Consider the following 20,724-nt stretch of genomic DNA (forward strand, 5'->3'; position numbering starts at 1 on the left):
TGACATCACAATCCACGTTGCGCGACGCTGCTCTCTCCAGAAGTACCATGCGCGGAGTCGCTCCGCAATTGCTAGCGGACACGCCGAAAACACACTTGGGCCCCGGATTCGTAACAAACCCGGGGCCCAAGCGAAACAGCGAGATCAGCCGAAGATAAGACCCGATGTCTTCGTGGTGGCCGCGGTGTAGCGGTCCTGCACGTCGGCCCAGTTGACCACGTTCCAGAACGCCTTGACGTAGTCCGCCTTGACATTCTTGTACTGCAGGTAGAAGGCGTGCTCCCACATGTCGACCTGGAGCAGCGGGATGATGCCCAGGGGGACGTTGGCCTGCTGGTCGTACAGCTGGAAGGTCAGCAGCTTCTGCCCCAGGCTGTCGTAGCCGAGCACGGCCCAGCCCGAGCCCTGCAGACCATTGGCCGCGGCGGTGAACTGCGCCTGGAACTTGTCGAACGAGCCGAACTGGTCGTCGATGGCGGCGGCGAGATCGCCGGTGGGCTTGTCACCACCGTTGGGAGACAGGTTCTTCCACCAGATCGAGTGGTTTACGTGGCCGCCGAGGTGGAAGGCCAGGTTCTTCTCATTGAGGAAGATCGCGGCGTGATCCCCCTTCTCGCGGGCCTCTTCCAACTTCGTGACAGCGGAATTGACGCCCGCCACGTAGGCCGCGTGGTGCTTACTGTGGTGCAACTCGTTGATCTGTCCCGAGATGTGGGGCTCCAGCGCTCCGTAGTCGTAGTCCAAATCGGGCAGTGTGTACTCAGCCACGAGATTCCTTTCGGCTTGCTTCGTATCCGCGGGTGTGCAGATCCATTCAATGAGAAGACACGGCCAAACCGGATGCACCGGATGTGCCGGCCTACCGATTCAACCCTGCTCTATTGCGCAACGCGTCGCAAGGACGCGCGCATCCTGAATTGGCTACCCAATGTTGGCCGGATGAAACGGATCGCCGAGACCGCCGACTAGATCAGGATGAGAAAAGCGAGGCCAGCCGCGAGGATGAGGGCGATGACAAGCGCTCGAAAGGCCGCGACGCGGTAGGAGGTGTTGTAGCAGCGTGGGGTCAACTGCCAGCCGGAAGTGGACATCGACTCGTGCCCTGCCGACTGCGCCGTCATCGCCGCCCTCCTGTCACCCTGTGCAAGTACCGTCACGGTGAGATGAGTCACAACATCTCGCGTGTGACGGTCATCATAGCTCCAAATCGCGATGCGTGAAAATTCACCCTGCATGTACCTGGAAACCCCAGCTAGACCAGCAAATTGGTAGCGTGCTGCGGCGTACCATGAACGGCATGGCTTCTTGGGTAAATAACGTTCGCGATCAGATCTTGGGGCGACTCGAGGACGGACTCGCGTCGGGAAAATCGGCAATCGTCGAGGAGGCTGCGGCCCTACCCGGGCGTACCACCCCGATCCGGATATCCGGGACTCACTTCGTCAGCGGTCACGCGATCGTGCCGCCCTTCCCGGAGGGGCTGGAAACCGCGGTGTTTGGCGAGGGGTGCTTCTGGGGTGCCGAGCGAGGTTTCTGGAAGGTTCCCGGCGTCTATTCCACCGCGGTCGGGTACGCCGGGGGTTACACGCCCAATCCGACGTATGAAGAGGTGTGCTCTGGGCGGACTGGGCATGCCGAGGTTGTGCTGGTGGTGTTCGATCCGCGCGAGGTGACCTACGAGCAGCTTCTGGTTCAGTTCTGGGAGAGCCATGACCCCACTCAGGGCATGCGCCAGGGCAACGATCGCGGCAGCCAATACCGCTCGGCCATCTACGCGACGAGTGAGAGTCAGGCGGCGCAGGCCGCCGAGAGCGCCGCGCGGTATGGCTCCGCACTTGCTGATGCCGGATACGGAGCGGTCACTACGGAGATAGCTCCGTTGGACGGGCCGATCGGGCATGCGTCGCGGCGCTTCTACTACGCCGAGGAGTATCACCAGCAGTACCTGGCCAGGAACCCCAACGGTTACTGCGGACTCGGTGGGACGTCAGTGTCCTGCCCCATCGGACTGGATGTGCCACCTGGCGATCCAGCACAGGCGTGAGCTACCCCACGGCAGTGACTATGAATTCGCTAACTATGCACAGGCAGTGCTACGGTTCCCCGTCGCCAGCCCTGCTGGGCGCCTCCATGAAGTCCTGGCCAGCGCAAATACAAATGAGCAGCCTGTGGTTTGTGGATCAACCTGTGGATACTGTGGATAAGCCGACATTGCTGTGGCGTGCGTCACACTGCGAAAAGTTGCAGGCACAGCAGCCGTCACCCCAATTGAGCGACAGGAATGGACGATGAGCTTCCCTTCGGGCGATGAGGTCCCACAGGTCGGCATCGACGAGATCTCGGCCGCGTTGGATCTTGGTGTCAAGTTGCTTGACGTCCGCGAGGACGATGAGTGGGCGGCCGGACATATTGACGGCGCGCAACATATACCGCTCGGCGATGTGCCCTCCCGAATGGACGAGCTCGATCCGGATGCTCCGCTGTGGGTGATCTGCCATGCGGGCGGGCGATCTCAGCGTGCCGCCGCCTACCTGAACCGCAATGGATTCGACGTCAGCAACGTTTCTGGCGGCATGCTGGCCTGGGTACAGGCAGGTAAGCCGACGATCAGCTGAGTTCCCGGCGACCTCGCTCGCGGGTGGGCGCCAGTGCACGACTCGCTGCCGGTTGCGCCCCCAGGCCGTTACGCTGGACGAATGATCCAGGTGTGCTCCCGCTGCGGTACTCAGTGGAACGTGCGTGAGCAGCGTCGATACTGGTGCCCGCGGTGTCGGGGCACGCTGCTTGAGCCGGGGATGACTGCCTCGCCACGTCCTCCCGCGTCGACACCCGGTCCGCCTGCCGGGGCGCAGTCGCCGGCTGGCAAGTACTGGGTTCCGCCCACCGCACGGGGTCCCGTGGCAACGCCCGCCGGGCGTCCTTCGGCCCGTCCCACGCGGCTTCCCGCGGGATATCGATGGATTGCCGTGCGTCCCGGCTCGCCACCGACACCGGCCCGTCGTCGGCGGCCGCTGGGACCGACACCGCGTTACGCGTACATCCCCCGCTGGGGTCTGGTAGACCACATCGAACCGGCGGGGTCCTCACGCCAAGGGATAGCCGGGGGGCATATCCCCAGCCGGGTGCTCGAAAGGCTCCTGCTGGCCACAATCATCACCCTGGCAATCGTTTCGTGTGCGCATTTTCTTCGATATGCGCTGATGGTTTACAACCGCGGAGCCCTGATTCCGCGGTTTCTCGCCAGCACCTCGAACGGGCTAGTGCTCTTCAGCGTGGCGGTTGCCTTTGCGGTGATGGCCGCCACCGCGTGGTTCCTCACCGACTGGATGATCGAGCGGCGCGCTGAAACATACCGTGACCTGGGATTTGATGATCCGCGGGCGCGGTGGGAGATCCGCGTGGGCTGCCTGGTGCCGATCGTGAATATGGTCGGCGTACCCCTGCTGCTTCTCGAGCTCGCCAAGATCGAGAACCGGTGGTATCGCCAGTACCGAAACATTGTGTGGTGGTCGATCCTGTGGGGTGTGACCTGGCTGCTGGTGCTCGTGACATGGGTCGTCCGCGATCCGCTCACGGTGCAGGGCGTCGCCGACAACGCGCTGTTCACCACCTTCGACTACGCGATCGCGGCGGTTGCGGCCTGGTCGCTCCGGCGCGTGTACAACGGCTTCACCGCGCCGGAAGGACAGCACCGGTCGGTGCGCTGGCTGGCGGTGGAATCCCCCCGGGGTCCGGTACCCATCGATGCCGATCGACCAGATGTGCCGGCGACACGCGGGGACAATTCCGGCGCTGCGGTTGAACCGATGGGGCAGGAACCGGCAGCATTGGAGCGTGACCGAGTCGCCGGAGCCTGGTGATGGAGCGGAGCCTCAGCTTGTGCAAGGAGCCGACGAGATAGACGGCAGGGCCAAACGGCATCCGTTCGTCGTCGCGCATCGAGGTGCGTCGGCGGACCGGCCCGAGCACACCCTTGCCGCCTACGAGCTCGCTCTCGAAGAGGGAGCCGACGGGGTGGAATGCGATGTCCGCCTCAGTCGGGACGGGCAGCTGGTCTGTGTGCACGACCGCCGGGTGGATCGCACGTCCAACGGGACCGGGTTGGTCAGCGAGATGACGCTGAGCCAGTTGCGCGCGTTGGACTTCGGCGGTTGGCATCCGGGCGGCGCGGAGATCGAATCAGGCACTGAGCTGCTCACGCTGGAGGAGCTGGTTTCACTTGTCCTCGACTGGAACCGTCCGGTGAAACTATTCATCGAAACCAAGCACCCGGTCCGCTACGGGTCGCTGGTGGAGAACAAGGTGCTCGCCCTGCTGCACCGGTTTGGGATCGCCGCACCGGCGTCGGCAGATATGTCACGGGCGGTCGTCATGTCGTTCTCGGCTGCGGCGGTGTGGCGTATCCGGCGCGCGGCCCCCATGTTGCCGACCGTGCTACTGGGCGAGACGTCCCGGTATCTAGGAGGCAGCGCGGCGACCACCGTGGGAGCCACCGCGGTGGGGCCGTCCATCGCGACCCTGCGTGAGCACCCGGAGTTGGTCGACAGGGCGGCCGCTCAGGGACGCGCGACATACTGCTGGACCGTCGACCACTACGAGGACGTCGAATTCTGCCGGAGCATTGGCGTCGCCTGGATCGCCACGAACCATCCTGGCCGCACCAAATCGTGGTTGCAGCGGGGCCTCACCGGCACCACGTTGTAACTGAATAAATCCCATTCGCCTTCGGCCTAGGACAGATACGTCGCAGGCAGTGTCGCGGTGAGGAACCGGCGTTCCGCGAATTCCTGGGAGTACGGCGCCGGCTCGCCGTCCAACGGACGGTCATAGCGGTCAGCGAGTTCGTGACCGGTAGTGGTACTCGTCAGCCAGCCATGCCCCGACAGCCATTCCCCGGAGAGGGTACGTCCGTCGTTCACCGGGGAGCGCCCGTCTGCCTGTAATGCGTTCGGGCCCAATGCATCACGAACGTCAGCCCATGGTTGACCAGAGGGGGCGATGCCATCGGTGTCGGTGGCGATGCTGCTGCCGAGCGCGGACATCTCGATGACTCGCTCAAAGAGCGCGTCATGGCTCGGGCCGGGTAGGTGTGAGACCAGCGCCTCGGCCAGCCATGCGGTGGGCAGATCGGGATCGAAGTCGGCGGCGGTGAGGTCCGACTGCCATGGGCCGCTGAGGAATGTTCCGACCTGTCGGCGTTCGGCACGTGACTTGGCGCCGCTATCGGCGAGCACCTCTTGCTTGAAGCTGAGCAGTTCGGGGTAGTCGACCTCGAACACCGTGGTGCCCTCGGGCCAGTCCAGCCGGTAGGCCCGAGTGTCCAGTCCGCCCGCCAAGAGCACCACCTGTCGGGCGCCGGAATGCGTCGCCGCCAGGAGGGAATCGTCGTAATGCTTCGTCATGAGAGACCGACAATGTGCGATGAAGGATTTGTGGTCGCTAGTCGAGTCCACAGCAACGGGAGAATCCGCTGGTTGGTGGTTCAGTAGCGCCAAAGCGTAGGGCTCACCCGACGCCATTACCAGATGCCCGGCCAATGCATCGACAAACAAAGGATTGGCGCGAAGTGACTCGATGGCACGAGAAGCGGTGAGCGTCAACTGAATGTGTCGGCCGCGGAACATCCGGTCCACCGCCCCCTTCCCGGCGCGTCGTCGTCAGAGATGGCAAATCAGTATCTGCCATTCAAGATTAGCCGACGGGGGTTACACGAATGGGTGTGATGGGGCCGAAAACAAACTCGCCCTCGTCCGCGACCAGGGTCGAGGACGAGGGCGAGCAGTCAGAGATGCGTCAGGTTGACTACAGCGAGCCACCCGCGGCCGGGGGTGCGGTGGGATCGCTTGATTCGACCGAGATCTCGCGCGCCACGAACTCCTCGAGGTCGAAGTAGTTGTCGCCGGCACGCTCGGCGACTGTGAGCAGCGTGTCCATGAGGGCGACCTCTTCCACTTGCTCCTTGAGGAACCACTGCATGAACTGCTCGCCGATGTAGTCGCCCTCATCCCGGGCGGTACGGGCCAGCTCGGTGACCTGTTCGGTGACGGTCTGCTCCTGAGCTAGCGCCAGGGCCAGCGGCTCGCGCGGCGCGGTGAATCCGTTGGTCACCGCACCTACGGCGGGGATCTCCACGGAGACGCGCCGATCGATGAGGTACCGCACGATCATCATGGCGTGATTACGCTCTTCGACTGCCTGCTTGTAGAAATGCGCGGCGAGCTGCGGAAGGTCGGCGTCATCGAAATACGCGGCAATTGCAATGTATTGCTGCGACGCGGTGAACTCGTGGCCGATCTGGTCATGGAGGAGTGCGTTGAATTTAGTTTTGGGGGTGTCGGTCGCGGACATGAATTCGACAATAGACCAGGTCAGGGGCCTTGTCAGCCAAGGTCAACCTTAATGAGGTTATCGTCACCTAAGTAATGATTGAATATTACGCAAGCGAATTGGCCGTTTATTAACTTAGCCAAAGTTAATGTGTGTGCACGGCGTTAATTGGGAATCGCCGTGCGCAAAATTGACCTAGAGATTGACCTAGAGTGCGCCGCCGGCGGCAGGCGGCGCCGTCGGATCCGGGCTGACGGGGCGGCTGAGTTCGCGCGCCACAAAGTTCTCCAGATCGAAGAGGTCGTGATCAGCGCGGTCGACGACCGTCAACAGCGTGTCCATGAGGGCGACCTCCTCGACCTGTTCCTTGAGGAACCACTGCATGAACTGCTCGCCGTAGTAATCCCCCGAAGACCGGGCCGAGCGGGCGAGTTCGGTGACCTGATCGGTCACGCGCTTCTCCTGCTCGAGGGCCAGGGCGATGGGTGCGCGCGCGTCCTCGAATTCGTTGATGACGGGGTCGATGCCGGGGATCGAGATGGCGACATTTTTGTCGATCAGATAGCGGATGATCATCATCGCGTGATTGCGTTCCTCGACCGCCTGTGCGTAGAAGCGCTTGGCCAGCTGCGGCAGGTCGGCGTCGTCGTAGTAGACCGCAATGGCGATGTACTGCTGGGAGGCCGTGAACTCATTGCGGATCTGGTTACGCAACAGTTCGAGGAATGGTGAGGATGCGCGCGCATGGAGATCGGTGGTAGCCACATCGAAAAGCCTAGTGCGTCAAGGGGTCGCTGTGGCCGGGTCGGGCAAGAGGTCTGTGGGAACTTGCTGACCGGTACGTAGAGCCTCGAACAGCCGCGCCGAGGCATCCTCATCCCACGTGACGACGTCTCCCGCCCAGTTCGAGGAAAACGAGCCGATAGGCATAGTCAGGTTCTGCACGGAACCCGCTAGGGCCAGACCTAATTGGGCCAAATTCCAGCTGTGATCGCCGTGCGCGATGGTGATGGCGTCGGCGGTGGATGTGGCGAGCGGATACCAGCGGAACGGGTTGGCCCATACGGCCGGACTGCTGACGCGGTGAAGCAGTGCGGACATGAACGCCCGCTGGTGTGTCATGCGATCCAAATCAGCGCGAGGTGTGGCCCGGCTGCGTACGTATCCAAGTGCGTTGGGTCCGTTGAGTGTCTGGCATTCGGGCGCCAGGTTGATTCCGGCCAGCGGATCGTCGATCGGCTCGTCGAGGCACATCGCGACGCCGCCGATGGCATCGACCACCGAGGCGAATCCACTGAATCCGATTTCCGCGTAGTGGTCGATGCGCAGTCCGGTGGCTTGTTCGACGGTTTGGGTGAGCAACGCCGGCCCGCCCAGTGTGAACGCGGCGTTGATCTTGTCGCTCCCGTAGCCGGGGATGGGGACGTACGAATCACGCGGGAGGGACACCATGGTGGCCGACCCGCCGTCGTAGAACGCGGGTATGTGCACCAGCAGGATGGTGTCGGTGCGGCCGTCTCCGGTGTCTCCGCCGGTAGCGAGCTCCGCTTCCTGTTCCGGGCTGAGGGCTTGGCGGCTATCCGAGCCGACCAGAAGCCAATTGGTCCCGCTGCCGGTTGCGGGGCGTTCCGGATACTCGGTGAGTGCGTCCACGCGCTGTATCCGCCCGTCGATCCAGAACGCAGCGCCGATGATGGAGCAGAACCCAAGGAGGACAAGGGTCGTCGCGAGAGCGAAAGTGCGCCGTATCCAGGTGCCCCATCGTCGCGTGCGTCGTGGGCGTGATGGTGGCGGGGGCGGCTGCGGTATGGCTGGCGGCGCCGAACGACGCGGCCGCCGATCGCGGGCAGAGGGCCGCGGTGGCGGTGGTTGTTCGCGGCGCGGGGGCGGGGGACTCTGCCGAGGCGGCGGGTTATCGCGCGCCGGGGGAGGTGGCTGCCGCGGATGCCGACGGATGACCTCGCTGTCCTCCCGGTTTTCCGGCTGATGGGGGCGTCGGCCACGGAAGGGGATGGTGGGCTCTGTCATCGTGCGCATCCCATGAGATGAGGCTAATGGAGCCAGACCAGGTGATCCCGGAGCAACGCGAACCCGACGAAGGCAACGGTGTCGATCACGCCATGGGCGACGACCAGCGGCCATAACCGTCCGGTGCGGTGCCAGACGTATCCGAAGATCAGACCCATCGCCAGGTTCCCGACACCTGCCGAGACACCTTGATAGAGGTGGTAGCAACCGCGCAACAGTGCCGAGGACGCGATGGCGCCGATCGCTCCGTGGCCCAGTTGCCGCAGCCGTGTCTGTAGGTAGGCGACGACGACGACTTCCTCGGCCCAGCCGTTGGCGAACGCGGACAGCACCAGCACCGGCAGCCGCCACCAGGTGTCATCGAGGGAGGCGGGAATGACCTGAACACTCAAGCCCATCCAGCGCGCGCCGACGTACAGCGCCAGGCCGGGCAGCCCGATCAGCGCCGCCAATCGGAGTGCACCCAGGCCGTCGGGCCGCCAGCGCCAGCGGCCGAGCCCCATCGAGGACAGACTGAAACCGCTGCGCCACAACAGGTACACCGCAAGTGCGCCCCAGGCCACCAATCGTGTGATCGATACCAGGTTCAATCCCAGGTCTATCAGGCTGAGCTCGGCGCGACGGGGATTGAGGGCGACGGTCTGGCCGGCAAGCCCGGCCAGGACGGCAGACGTGAACTGAAGGAGGGCGCTGAGTGCGCTCATCCCGAAACTGATGGCGAGCACGATCCCGATCTCGATGCGGATGGTGCGCGGTGTCATGTCCGATGAGGCCCCCGTAAACGGGAGGGACCCCCCGCATGCGCGAAGAGATGAAGACTCCGATTCGGCCACGGCGCCCATTGTGGCTGGTATTGGTGGAAGAGTGTCCGATGTGGTGAGCACTCTGCGCTGTGTGGCATCGCCCGATGGGGTACGGCTGAGTCTGACCGTGTCCGGTGAGGGGCCACCGCTGGTGATGGTGCACGGCGCGATGGATTCGGGGGCGAGCTGGTTCGATGTCGCCGCAGAGCTGCGACGGGACTTCACCTGTTTTCTCGTTGACCGACGCGGGCATGGTGCGAGTACGGACGCCGAGGAACACAGTCTGGCGCGCGAGGCAGACGATGTCATCGCGGTCGCCGCGGAAGCGGGACCCGATGCGGTGGTACTGGGCCATTCGTTCGGCGCCGTCGTCGTGCTGGAAGCGTTGCGTCGCGGGCTCGATGTGGCGGCCGTCGTCCTGTACGAGCCACCGCTTCCGGTGTCGGACAGTGTGGCTACGGCGAATCGGGAAGGGAGCGCGGCGGTTCGAGCGCGTTCGTCGACCGTGTCACGGGAGTTCCAGGCGTTGGAGCATTGCGTGGAGGTGCTCGATGAGTACACCCATGCGGTCATCCCGATGCTGCTACTCGAAGGGGCGAACTCGCCGCTGCAGTTCCGCGAGCCGGTGGGGTACTTGGCACGGCGGGTAGCCGGTGTGCGAGTCAAAGAGCTTGTTGGGCAAGGTCATTTCGCGCATCGTGAGGCCCCTGCGATGTTCGCCGGAGTGTTGCGCGAACTGTTGCTGGGTTAGATCTTGCGGGCGCGCAGTCCGTTGAGAAACGGGCAGCCAGCCAGGATGCGCAGTGCTTGGCTCAGGCCTGCGGTGTCGTTGACGGGTTCGTTGAACGGCAGTCTCACGTCGTGGTCGCCCGCCGCGCCTTCCACACGCAGTTGGATGCCGTAACGGTCGATGCCGAGCAGCCGCACCTCGCCGTGCTGCAGGTTCAGGGGAAGGCGCCGTGCCAGTCGTTCGACCAGATCGCGGTGGTCCTGGTCGATATGTGACAACCAGCCGGCCTCGAGTGCGCAGAAGGGGTCGGGCCGCGCGCCGAGCAGTGCGGAGACGTCAACCGATTCGGCTCCTGTCGAGTCGGCGACGACGACGGACTCGACGCTCAGGCACAGCAGGACCGAGCCGGGCTCTGTGCGCAGCCGCATATCGGTGCGGATATCCAGGAGCGCCGGATTGGGTATCCGGCTGGCGATCACGTCGACGATGCCGCGGGCCTCCCGATCGGAGGCGGCCACCACGTTGCCGCGCACCCAGACCAGTGATCTGACCGGTTCACGCACGGGAAGCGGAGCTTGATCGGTCAGCTCCAGGAGGGCGGGCATCCCGGATTGGCCGGCTGCGACAACGGTGGCGGCGATGGCGCTATCCGAGGGGACCGCGACGGCAAAGGTGCCGTCGTCGAACAGATGGTGCAGCGAGGTTCCGACCACGTCGGCTCCGGCGATGGCGAGAGTTGAGCTCGCGGCCCGTGCGCAAGCCGAACGAACGCGCTCGGCGGTGGTGGGCGGTGCTGCGGTCATGGTGACCCTTCCTGTTCAAACCCTGGAGAACCCGAGGAACTGAGGTAAGCCTAAGTTAACAACGGACCGTGGAGAGTGCAAGGGACACCTGTGCTGTCGCCTGTGTCGGGGGTTCGCCCGGCGGCGGAACGCCTAAGGTTTGAAGTGTGCAGCGCATCACGTATTTAGGGCCGGAAGGCACGTTCTCCGAGGCCGCGCTGACCACGCTGCGGACGACGGGACGGATTCCGGGCGCGCCAGAGGTGGAGCCGGTCTCGGTTGCCAGTGCCCGCGAGGCGTTGGTACAGGTACAGAAGGGGGGCGCGGCCTACGCCTGCGTTCCGATCGAAAGCTCGCTCGAGGGTCCGGTAGTGCCGACTCTGGATACCTTGGCCGTAGGCACTCCCCTGCAGATCTTCGCCGAGACGGTATTGCCGGTGTCGTTCACCATCGCGGTGCGGCCGGGTACGTCCGCGGAGGATGTGAAGACCGTCGCCGGATTCCCGATCGCTGCCGCGCAGGTACGGGAGTGGCTGGCGGCCAATCTGCCCAATGCCGAGCTGATCGCCGCCAACTCAAATGCCGCGGCGGCCGAGGATGTGAAGGCGCTGCGGGCCGACGCGGGCGTATGCACGGAATGGGCCGCGCAGCGACTGGGGCTGGATGTCCTGGCCAGCGGCGTCGTCGATGAAGCCCACGCGCACACGCGCTTCGTGCTGGTGGGGCGACCTGGGCCGCCGCCCGCGGCCACCGGCTCGGATCGCACCTCGGTGGTGCTCGGGCTGGGGAACGTACCCGGTGCACTCGCGTCCGCCATGAACGAGTTCGCGATCCGGGATATCGACCTCACCCGCATCGAGTCCCGACCGACCCGTACTGGCCTGGGTACCTATCGGTTTTTCCTGGACTGTGTCGGCCATATCGACGACGTCGCGGTCGGTGAGGCACTCAAGGGGCTGCATCGTCGTTGTGCGGATGTGCGGTATTTGGGATCGTGGCCGAGAGGAGTCGCGGCGCCTGCCGGTGCCAACCCGCCGGTATTGGACGAGGCGTCGGGATGGCTCGCCGAGACACGCGAAGGGAAGCTGCGATGAGCGGGCGTCTTGTCCTGGTCCGGCACGGGCAGTCGTATGGAAACGTCGAACGCCGGCTGGACACCAAACCACCGGGCGCGGCGCTGACCGAACTCGGACTGCAACAGGCGCGCCTGTTCGCCAAACAGTACGAGGAGCATGCGCCTGCGGTGCTGGTGCATTCGGTGGCGCTGCGCGCCGTCCAGACCGCTACCGAAATCGCGGGACATCTGGGTGTGGAGGCGCTTCAGCTCGACGGTTTGCATGAGGTGCAGGCCGGGGAGTTGGAGGACCACACCGGGCTGGGGTCGTTCGAGATTTTCGACCGTACGTATGAGCGTTGGCATTTCGGTGATTTCGGAACCCGTTTGCCTGGTGGTGAATCCGCGCAAGACGTGTTCGACAGGTATCTGCCTGTGGTTGCCGAGCTCCGGTTGCGGCACTTAGAAAACGACGCGTCGACCGGTGATGTGGTGGTGGTCAGCCATGGGGCGGCAATCCGCTTGGTGGCGGCCACGCTCGCCGGAGTGGACCCGGGCTTCGCGGTGAACCATCACCTGCGCAATGCGGAAGCGGTTGTGCTGGCACCGATTACCGACGGACGGTGGAGCTGCGTGCATTGGGGCGATGTGGCCGCGCCCTTCCCGCATCAGGAGGCCGCCAGCGCCGAGGAACTGGCGCAGTCGGCCGACCCGATGGGCTAGACCGCCAGCTGGCTCTCGCCCTCGCAATCGCATTGTGCGGCAGTGCAATCAATGATGAGGCTGTGTCGTAGTAGGTACTGACCGTCGCAGTCACGGTCTGTGCACTCGGCATGTCGAGACGAATGCACGATCAATGTGCCGTGGCAGTGGTCGATATCTCGGATGCAATCACGGCAGGCCACACCGCAGCTGATGGCGTGCCGCCACTCCGGTGATTTCTTCATACCCGTGTTCTAGCACCGAACACCGACAAGTCCTCGTCACCGCGCGGGCTCAGTCAGTGAGTTTCCGGGCCGCACCACATTTGTCAGGCTGTCGCGCAATCTGGACAGGCCCGAGTCGCCGTCTTTAGTCCCAGGCCACGTACCCGTCTGGACGGATCAGGAGTGCGGTCGGTGCATCCGCCGCCGCTGTGGATCCCGATACGCCGTGGCGAGACCGTGTGACGAGCTGGGTGTACGCGCTGCGACGAAGCATCGTCGATCACCGCGACGGCGGACGAGTCCTTGCCGAAACATTCGCTGCGGATGTAGCGACCTTCGCCGTCACCGAGTCGGCATTGTTGGCATGGCGGGAAGCGGGCCTCTCGATTGAGAAAGCGGCACAGCGCATGATTCTGGTGCGCCACTTTATTGTTGGCTTCTGCATCGAGGAACAGGCGCTGAAGACCGTTTGAACTTGGGCTACAGCTCATACTCGGGCAGGCCGCGCCACACGGAACCGTGTAGTGCGGCGGCCGGGCGGGTTCTCGCAGGTATTCGTGCCACGCGGGGAGCGGATTCCTATCGGTATGGAATCGCCGGATGCGAGTATGGGCTCATGGCTGACGACGCTTCCTTGGCGCAGGCTCGGTTGCTGCTGGTTTCGTTGTACGAGCACATCAACGAGGTGTCACAGGCAATGGCCAAAACCGAAGACTGGATGCGGCTTCCCACGCGTCATCCCGTGGCTCTGCGACGTCGGCAACAGCGTGTAGATGATCTGCGTAAGGAACTTTACGAGGCGCATCACCTGGTTACTGGCCTGCACCGTCGATTTCCGGCGACGCGCGACACCGTGTGGCCGACCGCCTCGCTTACCGAGAGGCCGTGACCACCCCCTATTCAAATAACTGTCACGAAGATGAGTTCCACTGCCTCATAGCCGGATTCATCAGTTGACTCTGCTCTCTCGGATGCTAGTAAGTTGAATGTCGCGATGCGCCCGTGTGTTTACGATTGGATGCGGCCGCCGAGTTGGTGTACCACCGAGTAAAGGTTGGCTACGCCCCAGTGTTCGGCAATCTGTCCGTCCCGCACGCGCATCGCATCGACGGTCTCGAATTTGATGACGCGACCGGTCGGCTCGATGCCGAGGAACGCGCCCCGGTGAGTTCCGTGGTATGTCTTGAAAGTAGTTACTACATCACCATCAACTGTCTGCCAATGGATCTCGGGGCGGAAGTCGGGAAATGCGTCGCGTAACCGGCGGTAGAGCACGCGCACGCCGTCCTTGTCAGGCGTTGTTCCCGGTTGCGGGGTGTGGTCCACGAAATCGTCCGCGAAGAGCGTCTCCAGTAGGTCGAAATCACCCCGTCCTTGTACCTGTTCGGTGTTGAGCCGCACGATCTCCTTAGCCTCCGCACCCACAACGTTGTCGCTCATGAACCCGCTCCCGTCCCGTAGGGCCGATCCCCGGCCACCTAGATGATTACAACCGGACTGCGGTCCGGATATTCCGATAGGTGCCCCGCCGCGCGCGCATGGAACGGATGCTCAACAGACAAACCCCGTTCCCGATCCGTTCACGTGCCGTAAATGTGGTCATCTTAAAAATCATCCATACCCCAAAGGGGTACCAGGTATCACCTCCGGGCTTCCCGGGGATGGACCGTGTTGGACAACTGAGAGGCACCGCCGCCACCATGCTGAAAAGTCTTGCCGTCCTGACCACCGCATGTGCGCTCGGTGCGGTCGCGCCTGTGGCCCTGGCGGATCCGCCGGGCGGCGAGCCACTTCCGGACGCTGCGGCCGCCGATTCGGTACCGGTCCCGCCTGCGGTAGACGGTGCCGTCGCGTCCGCGGAGCCGGGCACCCTACGGACGCGAGAGGGCTGGATGCTGGCTGTCGCGGCCAAGGACGAGGTGCAGTTGCCTGTCGCGCCGTTGACCACGGCCCTGTCCTCGCGCGAATATCTGGTCGGTGGCACCTTCCTCGGAGCCATCAAGGGGGCCGGTACCACCAAACTGACCGACGGTACCCTGGAGGCTGGATACCAAATCGGTTGTGGGATAAGCGCTGCCGAGGTCGACCTGAGATTTGGTGGCGGCATCACGCCACAGATCAGCCCAGCAGGCGTGCCCAGCGTCGGCGGCAACGTCTTTGCACAGGTCCGCCCGACCCTCAAGCCGGGGACCGCGACCATCATCCCGGTCACCAAGATGGCATTCGAGGGGGACACCGCCCGCGTCACCATTACCGCGTTCCGTATCAAGATCGACAGCTGCGTGGGTCAGTCCTTCATCCGCTCCTATGCGATCTTGACCAGTTCCACCGAGGACACGCAGGACGTGATCACCTACATGGGTGTCACCAAGGCTGTCTGACCGCCAAGCACCCAAATCTCAACTCGCTCTGCCGTATCCAGCTTTGAGAGGCGTCGATGACCATGTATAGAGCTCTTGCCACGGTGACTGCCGCGTGCGTACTCACGGGAGCGGCCCCGCTGGCATCGGCCGAACCCATTCCTTCTCCACGTCCCTTGCCCGCCGCAGCCGAGAACCCGCCGCCCCCGGTGGAGGGCGAACCCGGCCCAGCGCTGGACACCGGCGTCGTCGCCTCCGAACCGCCGGCGACCGTCACCACACCGGACGGCTGGGTGTTGACGCTTGCGGCAGAGGAAGAGACCCAGTTGCCGATCCCGCCACTCACCACGGCGACCTCCTCCCGCGAGTATCTGGCCGGAGGCACGTTCATCGCCACCGTGAAGGGCGGTGGCAGCACCAAATTGAAAGGTGGCACGGTCGAGGCGGGTTACCAGATTGGCTGTGGCATCGCCTTGAGTGGTGTTCGTCTGACCGGAAGCGTCGGCCTCTCCTCGTCGATTGGCCAGTCCGGACTCGGCAACATCAGCATGCCCCTGGTGGGAAACATTGAGGTGAGGCCAAAGCCCGGTGAGGTCATCAACGTCTCTGTCACCAAGAAGAAGTTCAAGGGCACGCAGTCGCGCATCACGCTCAAGGACGTCCACATCAAGATCGATGGGTGCATAGGGCAGTCGTTCCTGCGATCCTATGCGGTGCTTACCAGCACGACCTCAGGAACTGAAGACATCATCGGCTACTACGGCGTCACCAAGACGGTGTGAACAGGGCCGGGCCCTACTCCAGGCCAAGGCTCTTGAGCGCGTGCGTCATCCGCTGCGGTGTCGCTGGAGTGAGCGTGGCCCACAGGGCACCGTCGGCAGATGTACTGGGGGTGGCCATGATTCGGCCAAACGCGGTGTCGTACACCGCAACTCCGCCGGGTGCACGGTCGGTGATGCCGTCGACGCGTCGAATCGCGGTGATCTCGGTCATCGCGCCGCGGCGAGCCATCGCCTTCGCGACGGTTACGGCGTCGGCCTTGGTGGCACCGAGAGCCATGAGGTGCCGGGCCATGTCGGCGGGCTCGGCGTTGAGTGCCAGGGCCAGCTGCTCGGCGGGCGCATTGATCGACCCGAACTTCAGTGGGGTGGCATCGCCCAGGTAGCGCCACAGTTCGGCGCCGAGTGAACCGGACACCGATCGCATGGCCACACCCTCGCCATCGTTGACCAGCAGCACATACGCCTCGCCGTGCTCGACCAGGCACAGCCGCAGCATCTGCGATCCCGCCCAACGGCGCACCGCGACCTGACCGGTGGCCTTGCTGGCCGAGGTCAGCATGTCGCGCAGTGTCGGATGAAGGTCTTCGCCCTTCAGCAGGTTGCGCTCCTTGAGCCTGGTGCGGGCGTTTTCCAGGGCGTTTCGATGCTCGACTTCGTCTTCGTGGCGCGGACCTGCGGCCAACACAACCGGCAAAAGGTCATTGCCGGTGATCTCGCGGGTCAGCTCCAGTTCGTCGAAGTCCAGGCGGACGGTCACAGCTCCGCGCTCGCACCGAGGACCGGCGGCGCCACTGCTCCCTTGGAGCCGCCGCGCTCGAACAGCGTTGAGGCATCTACATTTTCGAAGTCGGCGACCTTGTCGGTACCCGACTTGGTGGTCAGAATGTCCGGCAGTTCGACGGGCTTGCTCTCGTCGCCCATGAAGACGCCGGTGGCGCCGATGGCGGTGAGCTTCTCCTCGTCTTCGTCCTCATCCTTCTTGCCGTTGACGTTTCCGACCTTGATGCCCTTGCCTGCGCTCGCGGCCAGCGCGCCGCCAGCCATCATGCCGGCCATCGGCGCACCCATTCCGCCCATGCCCATACCGGAGCCGCCGACGGAGGCCGCATTCGCAGTCATCGAGATTGCCGCCGCGCGGGCGCTCTGCACGCCGGGCACCGAGTCGGGGCTCAGGGGGCTCGGGCCCATCTCGGACAGGCCGACGCCCGCAGCGCTGACACCGGTGTTGCCGCTGTTGGCTTCCGACTTCTCTTCGGGGTACTTGATGATCTCCGGAGCCGCCGGGAACTCCACGACCTTCGCCGCGGGCTCGCTGGCCGACTCGTAGGTCTCCATGGCCTTGGCGGCCTGTAGGTCGAGACCCTGCTCCATGCCCTCGGTGGTGGCGTGGAGTCCGAAGAGCGCTCCGCCGGCCGACAAAGCTTCGGCCTTGGCCTTTTCCAGCTGGGCCAGGTCGTTGATGTGGGGCATGTCGAGAACCGCGGTGCCATAGGACTCGGCGTAGGTATTGGCGGTGTCGCTGACTTCCTGAGTCAGTCCGGCCATCTTGTCCAGCCACTCGGTGAAGGGGGTCAGCTTGGACAGCGCCTCTTCGGCACGAGGTCCGCGGTACCCCTCCACGAGCTTCTCGCTGACGCCCAGGCTGTTCTCGTGCACCTCGGCGAACGCGGCGCTGATCTCTTGCCAGGCCAGTGCGCTGTCGACGACATGCGTCGGGCCCGCACCGGTGGTCAGGTCCAGGGCCAGCTTCTTCGCCTTGCGGGCCACCCAGTTGACGCCAGTGAATCCGGTCATGATCTATTCCCCCACACCATTGATACGGGCGGCGTTGTGCCGTTCGAGATCCACGAACGCCTGAGAGTTGCGTCGGAACGCCTCGGCAATGCGCTTGAGCTGCTCGATACCGTCCCTGGCGACCTTCTCGAAGTTCTCGTTGGTCTTCGCGGAGGCGTGGGCTACCGCAGTGGACACCTCGTCGCGGCCCGCCGAGCCGAACTTCGTGGCCTCAAGCTGCTTGTCGAGAGCTTCCTGCAGTCGCTGCGCCATCGCGTCGTACTCGACAGCGGCATCCTTCATCACATCCGGATCGACCTGCAGAACAGTTCCCGGCTGGTTAGCCAGGTCCCAACGGATCTCCTCACGCTGGGCGGGCGCCGGTACGTCAGCCATCTTCTGTCCCCTTTCCCCCACTTGTCTCGCGTCGTCCTAAGAGCAGATTTGCCCTTTCACTAGAGATGGACGGCGGATCCCTCTGTTCGGTTCCATAATTCTCCAAGATTTTTGGGTTTTTTTCTAGCAAACCTCAGCCGCCTCTTTAGTCCCAGCCCAGCTGGTGTAAGCGTTCGTCGTCGATACCAAAATGGTGAGCGATCTCGTGGATCACCGTGATCGTCACCTCATCGACCACCTCGTATTCGCTGGAACACATCTCGAGCAGCGGCTCGCGATAAATCGTGATGGTGTCCGGAAGCGCGCCCGCATAGAAGCTGTCGCGCTCGGTCAGCGCTATCCCCTCATACAGCCCGAGTAGCTCGGGATCCTCCGGATGTCGGTCCTGGACCAGCACCACCACGTTGTCGATGGCGGCGGCGAGCTTCGGCGGCACGGCGTCGAGGGCGTCGGATACGAGTTCTTCGAACCGTTGCTCGCTCATCTGGACCGCCATCAGGGGCCGGAGTTGGGGGCTGACACAGCTAGGCCGGTCCGGGCGGCGGGGCTCCCGCGGGTGCCTGTCCTGGCACCTGTCCCTCCATCGGCGGTCCCTCCATGGGAGGGCCATCCATCGGCGGGCCCGCAGGCGGCGGTGGTGGACCCGCGCCGGGGGGCAGCGTTGTCACGATCGTGTTGCCAGGCGGATTGCTGGGGTTGGGCGCGGCCGAGGACGTTGGCGGCGCAGACGTCCGCGTCGGCTGCTGGGTTGGTTGCTGGGTTGGCTGTTGGGTGCGGGTCGGCTGCTGCGTGTATGTCGGCTGCTGTGTGTAGCTGGGTTGCTGAGTTGGCTGCTGGGTGGGCGCCGGAGTGGTGGACAACGGGATCGGCGGCATGTTCAGCCGGTCCGCGGGAATGTCCGGCGGTGGTACCGGCGGCTGCCCATTGATCAGTAGTTGCCCGCTCTTGGCGCTGTTGACCAAGGTCGACCATGCGCCGTTACCGAGGGTGGAACCGATGTTGCAGCTGACCTGACGGCTACCCGCGGTCCAACTCGGCAGGGTGATCGTGTTGTACGACAGCGTCAGCGTGGTGGCGCGGAACCCATCGGGATTCCCCATGTATTCGTTCGTCAGGCGGTTGCAGTTGTCCTTGATGAACGCATCCTGATCGGGTTCGGGTGGTACCGAACCCGGGAACTGCTCCGCCAGGCTCACGGTTCCGGTGATCTCCATGGCATGAGCCCTGTCGCAGTCAACCGGGAGCTCGGTGGGCAGGTTCGTCGTCGAGTCGATACCGACACACGTGCCTACCGGCCAGACCTTGGACTGGTCCTGCTCGGCTACCTTGCCGCGGAAGAGCTGCTGCTGGTTGTCGGAGCCGGGGAGCTGTAGCCCACACAGCACACGCCGCTCACCCGCCTCGGACCAGCCCTTCTTATCGGGGTACAACATGCCCATGGTGAATCGGCTGTTCGGGTCGTAGCGATCGCCCAGGTAGCGGTTGATGGCGACCTGGCACTGCTCCTGGCTGATTTCCTGGATGCGCACCATGCTGGGTGGCTGCGAATCCGGCCCGTACTCCGCGCCGGGGAAGGTCCGCAGGTCGATGGACTCTGCGACCTCGAAACGATGATCGCTCGCACAGTCGACGGTGCGGACATCGGCCATGGACGTGGGCGCAGACCAACTGAGGCAGTCGCCACCCTTCGCCGAGTTGAAGGTGCTGTTGCCCGGGGCACCGGTGCTCGGCACCGGGTTCGAGTCGATCCTGTTGACCAGACGGTCCGCCGAGGTCCAGCCGTCCGGCAGCGCCTGGGTGAGACCCGCGATGAACAGGCCACCGAAGGTGACGAGCAGCAGCGCGCGGTGGGTGGAACGCTCCTTGAGACCCTCTTTCAGGCTCTCCCACCAGTGGTTCTTCTCTGACAGAGGGGCCGCGGCGGCGCCATCTGCGGGTGCGTCGGCCTCGCCGCTATCGGGGTAGTCCAGGACTTCCGTCTGCGGAGATTCGGTGGCGTCGGCGGATTCGGCATCAGAGTCCGAGGTGACGGGGGACTCCGGGGCTTCCTGGGCCTCCTGGGCCTCCGCGGGTGGCACGGCAGTATCCACGGACTCGGCGGCGGAGTTCGCGGAGGTATCGGTGCCCACCTCGTCGTTGGTGGATTCGTCCGGGGAGGACTCGTCCCGCTCGACCTTCGGCGTGGGTTCGGCTTCGTCACTCATACTGCAGTCATTGTTACAGGTGGCGGTGTGGGTTAGCCCAGTGATGCTGTCCGCACGCGCAGCTAGATTGAACTCTGTGACAACGATGGAACCTGACCGTGATGACGGCGACGACATCGGCGACTCTTCAGCGGGGGAAGCCGAGCATCAGGCCCGCGTTGCCGAGCAGGTCGCCGCGCTCGCCCACGAGCTATTCGATATGGCCAGGGAAGGCAACGCGTCCACCCTGGCCGCATACCTGGACTCCGGTGCACCGGTGGATCTGACCAATGCGGCAGGCGACACCCTCGTCATGTTGGCCGCCTACCACGGGAACGCCTCGACGGTGCGGTCGCTGATAGCGCGCGGCGCCGACGTCAACCGCGCCAACGACAAGGGGCAGACCCCGTTGGCCGGCGCAGTGTTCAAGGGCTCCGACGACATTGTCGAGATCCTGGTCAAGGCGGGCGCCGATCCCACCGCCGGAACCCCGTCCGCGCTCGACGCGGCACGGATGTTCGGCAAGGACGAGTATCTGAGCCTGTTCGGCCTGTAGGCCGCACGGGGATTCATGGTGAGT

Annotated in this window: 28 protein-coding genes and 1 pseudogene; 13 read left to right on the top strand and 16 right to left on the bottom strand. The window is 64.3% G+C overall.

From position 1 onward, the window contains the following. Window positions 1-144 precede the first annotated feature (144 nt). Together DSM43276_RS00490 and DSM43276_RS00495 are read right to left on the bottom strand one after the other, a co-directional pair. Window positions 145-768 (bottom strand): superoxide dismutase, encoded by a 624-nt coding sequence (locus DSM43276_RS00490; RefSeq protein WP_078330310.1) that lies wholly within the window; start codon window positions 766-768, stop codon window positions 145-147. A gap of 197 nt (window positions 769-965) precedes the next feature. Then, window positions 966-1,121, bottom strand: a complete 156-nt coding sequence (locus tag DSM43276_RS00495) for a hypothetical protein (protein WP_109556173.1) — start codon at window positions 1,119-1,121, stop codon at window positions 966-968. A 176-nt stretch (window positions 1,122-1,297) separates the two neighbouring features. Between DSM43276_RS00495 and msrA the strand changes: the two genes are divergently transcribed. The 4 genes from msrA to DSM43276_RS00515 all read left to right on the top strand — a co-directional run bounded on the left by msrA (window position 1,298) and on the right by DSM43276_RS00515 (window position 4,704). Next, the gene (gene msrA, locus DSM43276_RS00500; protein WP_078330311.1) at window positions 1,298-2,044 is read left to right on the top strand and encodes a peptide-methionine (S)-S-oxide reductase MsrA; all 747 of its coding nucleotides are present in this window, start codon (window positions 1,298-1,300) and stop codon (window positions 2,042-2,044) included. 244 nt (window positions 2,045-2,288) lie between these two features. Continuing rightward, a complete protein-coding gene (locus tag DSM43276_RS00505) occupies window positions 2,289-2,615 on the top strand; it encodes a rhodanese-like domain-containing protein (protein WP_030096165.1) in 327 nt (108 codons plus the stop codon). A gap of 180 nt (window positions 2,616-2,795) precedes the next feature. Then, window positions 2,796-3,860: a DUF4328 domain-containing protein gene (locus DSM43276_RS23665; RefSeq protein WP_234803061.1), complete on the top strand. Its 1,065-nt coding sequence runs from the start codon at window positions 2,796-2,798 to the stop codon at window positions 3,858-3,860. After that, window positions 3,835-4,704, top strand: a complete 870-nt coding sequence (locus tag DSM43276_RS00515) for a glycerophosphodiester phosphodiesterase (RefSeq protein WP_109556163.1) — start codon at window positions 3,835-3,837, stop codon at window positions 4,702-4,704. The genes DSM43276_RS23665 and DSM43276_RS00515 overlap by 26 nt, the downstream gene beginning before the upstream one ends. 26 nt (window positions 4,705-4,730) lie before the next feature. Here DSM43276_RS00515 and DSM43276_RS00520 read toward each other — a convergent pair whose 3' ends face one another. The 4 genes from DSM43276_RS00520 to DSM43276_RS00535 form a co-directional block, all read right to left on the bottom strand. Further along, window positions 4,731-5,624, bottom strand: a complete 894-nt coding sequence (locus DSM43276_RS00520) for an SAM-dependent methyltransferase (protein WP_078330250.1) — start codon at window positions 5,622-5,624, stop codon at window positions 4,731-4,733. Window positions 5,625-5,802: 178 nt separating this feature from the next. Then, window positions 5,803-6,348 carry a ferritin gene (locus tag DSM43276_RS00525; RefSeq protein ID WP_078330251.1) on the bottom strand — a complete coding sequence of 182 codons (546 nt, stop codon included), beginning with the start codon at window positions 6,346-6,348 and terminating at the stop codon, window positions 5,803-5,805. A gap of 186 nt (window positions 6,349-6,534) precedes the next feature. Next, window positions 6,535-7,092: a ferritin gene (locus tag DSM43276_RS00530; RefSeq protein ID WP_078330252.1), complete on the bottom strand. Its 558-nt coding sequence runs from the start codon at window positions 7,090-7,092 to the stop codon at window positions 6,535-6,537. Window positions 7,093-7,110: 18 nt separating this feature from the next. After that, window positions 7,111-8,076, bottom strand: a complete 966-nt coding sequence (locus DSM43276_RS00535) for an LCP family protein (protein ID WP_078330314.1) — start codon at window positions 8,074-8,076, stop codon at window positions 7,111-7,113. Window positions 8,077-8,102: 26 nt separating this feature from the next. Here DSM43276_RS00535 and DSM43276_RS23480 point away from each other — a divergent pair, with 26 nt between their 5' ends. Continuing rightward, window positions 8,103-8,285: a hypothetical protein gene (locus DSM43276_RS23480; protein WP_169053018.1), complete on the top strand. Its 183-nt coding sequence runs from the start codon at window positions 8,103-8,105 to the stop codon at window positions 8,283-8,285. A gap of 93 nt (window positions 8,286-8,378) precedes the next feature. Here DSM43276_RS23480 and DSM43276_RS00540 read toward each other — a convergent pair whose 3' ends face one another. Beyond that, a complete protein-coding gene (locus DSM43276_RS00540; protein ID WP_078330253.1) occupies window positions 8,379-9,116 on the bottom strand; it encodes a CPBP family intramembrane glutamic endopeptidase in 738 nt (245 codons plus the stop codon). 103 nt (window positions 9,117-9,219) lie between these two features. Between DSM43276_RS00540 and DSM43276_RS00545 the strand changes: the two genes are divergently transcribed. Next, window positions 9,220-9,909 (top strand): alpha/beta fold hydrolase, encoded by a 690-nt coding sequence (locus DSM43276_RS00545; protein ID WP_078330254.1) that lies wholly within the window; start codon window positions 9,220-9,222, stop codon window positions 9,907-9,909. Here DSM43276_RS00545 and DSM43276_RS00550 read toward each other — a convergent pair. Beyond that, on the bottom strand, window positions 9,906-10,691 hold the full coding sequence (locus tag DSM43276_RS00550) for a DUF2470 domain-containing protein (protein ID WP_078330255.1): 786 nt from the start codon (window positions 10,689-10,691) through the stop codon (window positions 9,906-9,908). The genes DSM43276_RS00545 and DSM43276_RS00550 overlap by 4 nt on opposite strands. A 146-nt stretch (window positions 10,692-10,837) precedes the next feature. On the opposite strand from DSM43276_RS00550, the gene pheA reads away from it, so the two are divergent. Together pheA and DSM43276_RS00560 are read left to right on the top strand one after the other, a co-directional pair. Beyond that, window positions 10,838-11,764, top strand: coding sequence for a prephenate dehydratase (gene pheA / locus DSM43276_RS00555; protein WP_078330256.1), 927 nt, complete (start codon window positions 10,838-10,840; stop codon window positions 11,762-11,764). Further along, on the top strand, window positions 11,761-12,447 hold the full coding sequence (locus DSM43276_RS00560; protein WP_078330257.1) for a histidine phosphatase family protein: 687 nt from the start codon (window positions 11,761-11,763) through the stop codon (window positions 12,445-12,447). Before pheA ends, DSM43276_RS00560 begins: the two co-directional genes overlap by 4 nt. Here the strand turns inward: DSM43276_RS00560 and DSM43276_RS00565 are convergent. Both DSM43276_RS00565 and DSM43276_RS24045 read right to left on the bottom strand, forming a co-directional pair. Then, window positions 12,444-12,671 carry a hypothetical protein gene (locus tag DSM43276_RS00565; protein WP_078330258.1) on the bottom strand — a complete coding sequence of 76 codons (228 nt, stop codon included), beginning with the start codon at window positions 12,669-12,671 and terminating at the stop codon, window positions 12,444-12,446. The two genes, DSM43276_RS00560 and DSM43276_RS00565, sit on opposite strands and share 4 nt — an antisense overlap. 124 nt (window positions 12,672-12,795) lie before the next feature. Further along, on the bottom strand, window positions 12,796-12,924 hold the full coding sequence (locus DSM43276_RS24045) for an aromatic-ring hydroxylase C-terminal domain-containing protein (protein ID WP_412458680.1): 129 nt from the start codon (window positions 12,922-12,924) through the stop codon (window positions 12,796-12,798). On the opposite strand from DSM43276_RS24045, the pseudogene DSM43276_RS00570 reads away from it, so the two are divergent. Both DSM43276_RS00570 and DSM43276_RS00575 read left to right on the top strand, forming a co-directional pair. Next, window positions 12,881-13,123: pseudogene (locus DSM43276_RS00570) on the top strand (TetR/AcrR family transcriptional regulator C-terminal domain-containing protein); the annotation flags it as partial. The gene DSM43276_RS24045 and the pseudogene DSM43276_RS00570 overlap by 44 nt on opposite strands. Before the next feature lie 143 nt (window positions 13,124-13,266). Beyond that, the gene (locus tag DSM43276_RS00575) at window positions 13,267-13,539 is read left to right on the top strand and encodes a hypothetical protein (RefSeq protein ID WP_234803062.1); all 273 of its coding nucleotides are present in this window, start codon (window positions 13,267-13,269) and stop codon (window positions 13,537-13,539) included. 119 nt (window positions 13,540-13,658) lie between these two features. Here the strand turns inward: DSM43276_RS00575 and DSM43276_RS00580 are convergent, their stop codons facing one another. After that, complete coding sequence (locus DSM43276_RS00580) at window positions 13,659-14,090, bottom strand: ester cyclase (protein ID WP_078330260.1); 432 nt, start codon at window positions 14,088-14,090, stop codon at window positions 13,659-13,661. A gap of 260 nt (window positions 14,091-14,350) precedes the next feature. Here DSM43276_RS00580 and DSM43276_RS00585 point away from each other — a divergent pair, with 260 nt between their 5' ends. After that, window positions 14,351-15,031 (top strand): MspA family porin, encoded by a 681-nt coding sequence (locus DSM43276_RS00585; RefSeq protein WP_078330261.1) that lies wholly within the window; start codon window positions 14,351-14,353, stop codon window positions 15,029-15,031. 62 nt (window positions 15,032-15,093) lie between these two features. Continuing rightward, on the top strand, window positions 15,094-15,792 hold the full coding sequence (locus tag DSM43276_RS00590) for an MspA family porin (protein ID WP_078330262.1): 699 nt from the start codon (window positions 15,094-15,096) through the stop codon (window positions 15,790-15,792). A gap of 13 nt (window positions 15,793-15,805) precedes the next feature. Here the strand turns inward: DSM43276_RS00590 and DSM43276_RS00595 are convergent, their stop codons facing one another. The 5 genes from DSM43276_RS00595 to DSM43276_RS00615 all read right to left on the bottom strand — a co-directional run bounded on the left by DSM43276_RS00595 (window position 15,806) and on the right by DSM43276_RS00615 (window position 20,165). Next, the gene (locus DSM43276_RS00595; protein ID WP_078330263.1) at window positions 15,806-16,549 is read right to left on the bottom strand and encodes an ESX secretion-associated protein EspG; all 744 of its coding nucleotides are present in this window, start codon (window positions 16,547-16,549) and stop codon (window positions 15,806-15,808) included. Then, window positions 16,546-17,586 (bottom strand): PPE domain-containing protein, encoded by a 1,041-nt coding sequence (locus DSM43276_RS00600; protein ID WP_078330264.1) that lies wholly within the window; start codon window positions 17,584-17,586, stop codon window positions 16,546-16,548. The genes DSM43276_RS00595 and DSM43276_RS00600 overlap by 4 nt, the downstream gene beginning before the upstream one ends. A 3-nt stretch (window positions 17,587-17,589) precedes the next feature. Further along, window positions 17,590-17,961 carry a PE family protein gene (locus DSM43276_RS00605; RefSeq protein ID WP_078330265.1) on the bottom strand — a complete coding sequence of 124 codons (372 nt, stop codon included), beginning with the start codon at window positions 17,959-17,961 and terminating at the stop codon, window positions 17,590-17,592. 145 nt (window positions 17,962-18,106) lie between these two features. After that, window positions 18,107-18,457 carry a metallopeptidase family protein gene (locus tag DSM43276_RS00610; protein ID WP_078330266.1) on the bottom strand — a complete coding sequence of 117 codons (351 nt, stop codon included), beginning with the start codon at window positions 18,455-18,457 and terminating at the stop codon, window positions 18,107-18,109. 28 nt (window positions 18,458-18,485) lie between these two features. Continuing rightward, a complete protein-coding gene (locus DSM43276_RS00615; protein WP_078330267.1) occupies window positions 18,486-20,165 on the bottom strand; it encodes a septum formation family protein in 1,680 nt (559 codons plus the stop codon). Window positions 20,166-20,250: 85 nt separating this feature from the next. Between DSM43276_RS00615 and DSM43276_RS00620 the strand changes: the two genes are divergently transcribed. Continuing rightward, window positions 20,251-20,700, top strand: a complete 450-nt coding sequence (locus DSM43276_RS00620) for an ankyrin repeat domain-containing protein (protein WP_078330268.1) — start codon at window positions 20,251-20,253, stop codon at window positions 20,698-20,700. Window positions 20,701-20,724 lie beyond the last annotated feature (24 nt).

The organism is Mycobacteroides salmoniphilum, from assembly GCF_004924335.1.
Lineage (GTDB): Bacteria > Actinomycetota > Actinomycetes > Mycobacteriales > Mycobacteriaceae > Mycobacterium > Mycobacterium salmoniphilum.

What these genes read in the sequence shown, in the direction of transcription:
- DSM43276_RS00495 (WP_109556173.1), bottom strand. Translation starts at nt 1,121, where the DNA reads ATGACGGCGCAGTCGGCAGGGCACGAGTCGATGTCCACTTCCGGCTGG.
- msrA (WP_078330311.1), top strand. Translation starts at nt 1,298, where the DNA reads ATGGCTTCTTGGGTAAATAACGTTCGCGATCAGATCTTGGGGCGACTC.
- DSM43276_RS00505 (WP_030096165.1), top strand. Translation starts at nt 2,289, where the DNA reads ATGAGCTTCCCTTCGGGCGATGAGGTCCCACAGGTCGGCATCGACGAG.
- DSM43276_RS23665 (WP_234803061.1), top strand. Translation starts at nt 2,796, where the DNA reads ATGACTGCCTCGCCACGTCCTCCCGCGTCGACACCCGGTCCGCCTGCC.
- DSM43276_RS00520 (WP_078330250.1), bottom strand. Translation starts at nt 5,624, where the DNA reads ATGTTCCGCGGCCGACACATTCAGTTGACGCTCACCGCTTCTCGTGCC.
- DSM43276_RS00525 (WP_078330251.1), bottom strand. Translation starts at nt 6,348, where the DNA reads ATGTCCGCGACCGACACCCCCAAAACTAAATTCAACGCACTCCTCCAT.
- DSM43276_RS00540 (WP_078330253.1), bottom strand. Translation starts at nt 9,116, where the DNA reads ATGACACCGCGCACCATCCGCATCGAGATCGGGATCGTGCTCGCCATC.
- DSM43276_RS00550 (WP_078330255.1), bottom strand. Translation starts at nt 10,691, where the DNA reads ATGACCGCAGCACCGCCCACCACCGCCGAGCGCGTTCGTTCGGCTTGC.
- DSM43276_RS00560 (WP_078330257.1), top strand. Translation starts at nt 11,761, where the DNA reads ATGAGCGGGCGTCTTGTCCTGGTCCGGCACGGGCAGTCGTATGGAAAC.
- DSM43276_RS00565 (WP_078330258.1), bottom strand. Translation starts at nt 12,671, where the DNA reads ATGAAGAAATCACCGGAGTGGCGGCACGCCATCAGCTGCGGTGTGGCC.
- DSM43276_RS24045 (WP_412458680.1), bottom strand. Translation starts at nt 12,924, where the DNA reads ATGCTTCGTCGCAGCGCGTACACCCAGCTCGTCACACGGTCTCGCCAC.
- DSM43276_RS00575 (WP_234803062.1), top strand. Translation starts at nt 13,267, where the DNA reads ATGGCTGACGACGCTTCCTTGGCGCAGGCTCGGTTGCTGCTGGTTTCG.
- DSM43276_RS00580 (WP_078330260.1), bottom strand. Translation starts at nt 14,090, where the DNA reads ATGAGCGACAACGTTGTGGGTGCGGAGGCTAAGGAGATCGTGCGGCTC.
- DSM43276_RS00585 (WP_078330261.1), top strand. Translation starts at nt 14,351, where the DNA reads ATGCTGAAAAGTCTTGCCGTCCTGACCACCGCATGTGCGCTCGGTGCG.
- DSM43276_RS00590 (WP_078330262.1), top strand. Translation starts at nt 15,094, where the DNA reads ATGTATAGAGCTCTTGCCACGGTGACTGCCGCGTGCGTACTCACGGGA.
- DSM43276_RS00600 (WP_078330264.1), bottom strand. Translation starts at nt 17,586, where the DNA reads ATGACCGGATTCACTGGCGTCAACTGGGTGGCCCGCAAGGCGAAGAAG.
- DSM43276_RS00605 (WP_078330265.1), bottom strand. Translation starts at nt 17,961, where the DNA reads ATGGCTGACGTACCGGCGCCCGCCCAGCGTGAGGAGATCCGTTGGGAC.
- DSM43276_RS00610 (WP_078330266.1), bottom strand. Translation starts at nt 18,457, where the DNA reads ATGGCGGTCCAGATGAGCGAGCAACGGTTCGAAGAACTCGTATCCGAC.
- DSM43276_RS00615 (WP_078330267.1), bottom strand. Translation starts at nt 20,165, where the DNA reads ATGAGTGACGAAGCCGAACCCACGCCGAAGGTCGAGCGGGACGAGTCC.
- DSM43276_RS00620 (WP_078330268.1), top strand. Translation starts at nt 20,251, where the DNA reads ATGGAACCTGACCGTGATGACGGCGACGACATCGGCGACTCTTCAGCG.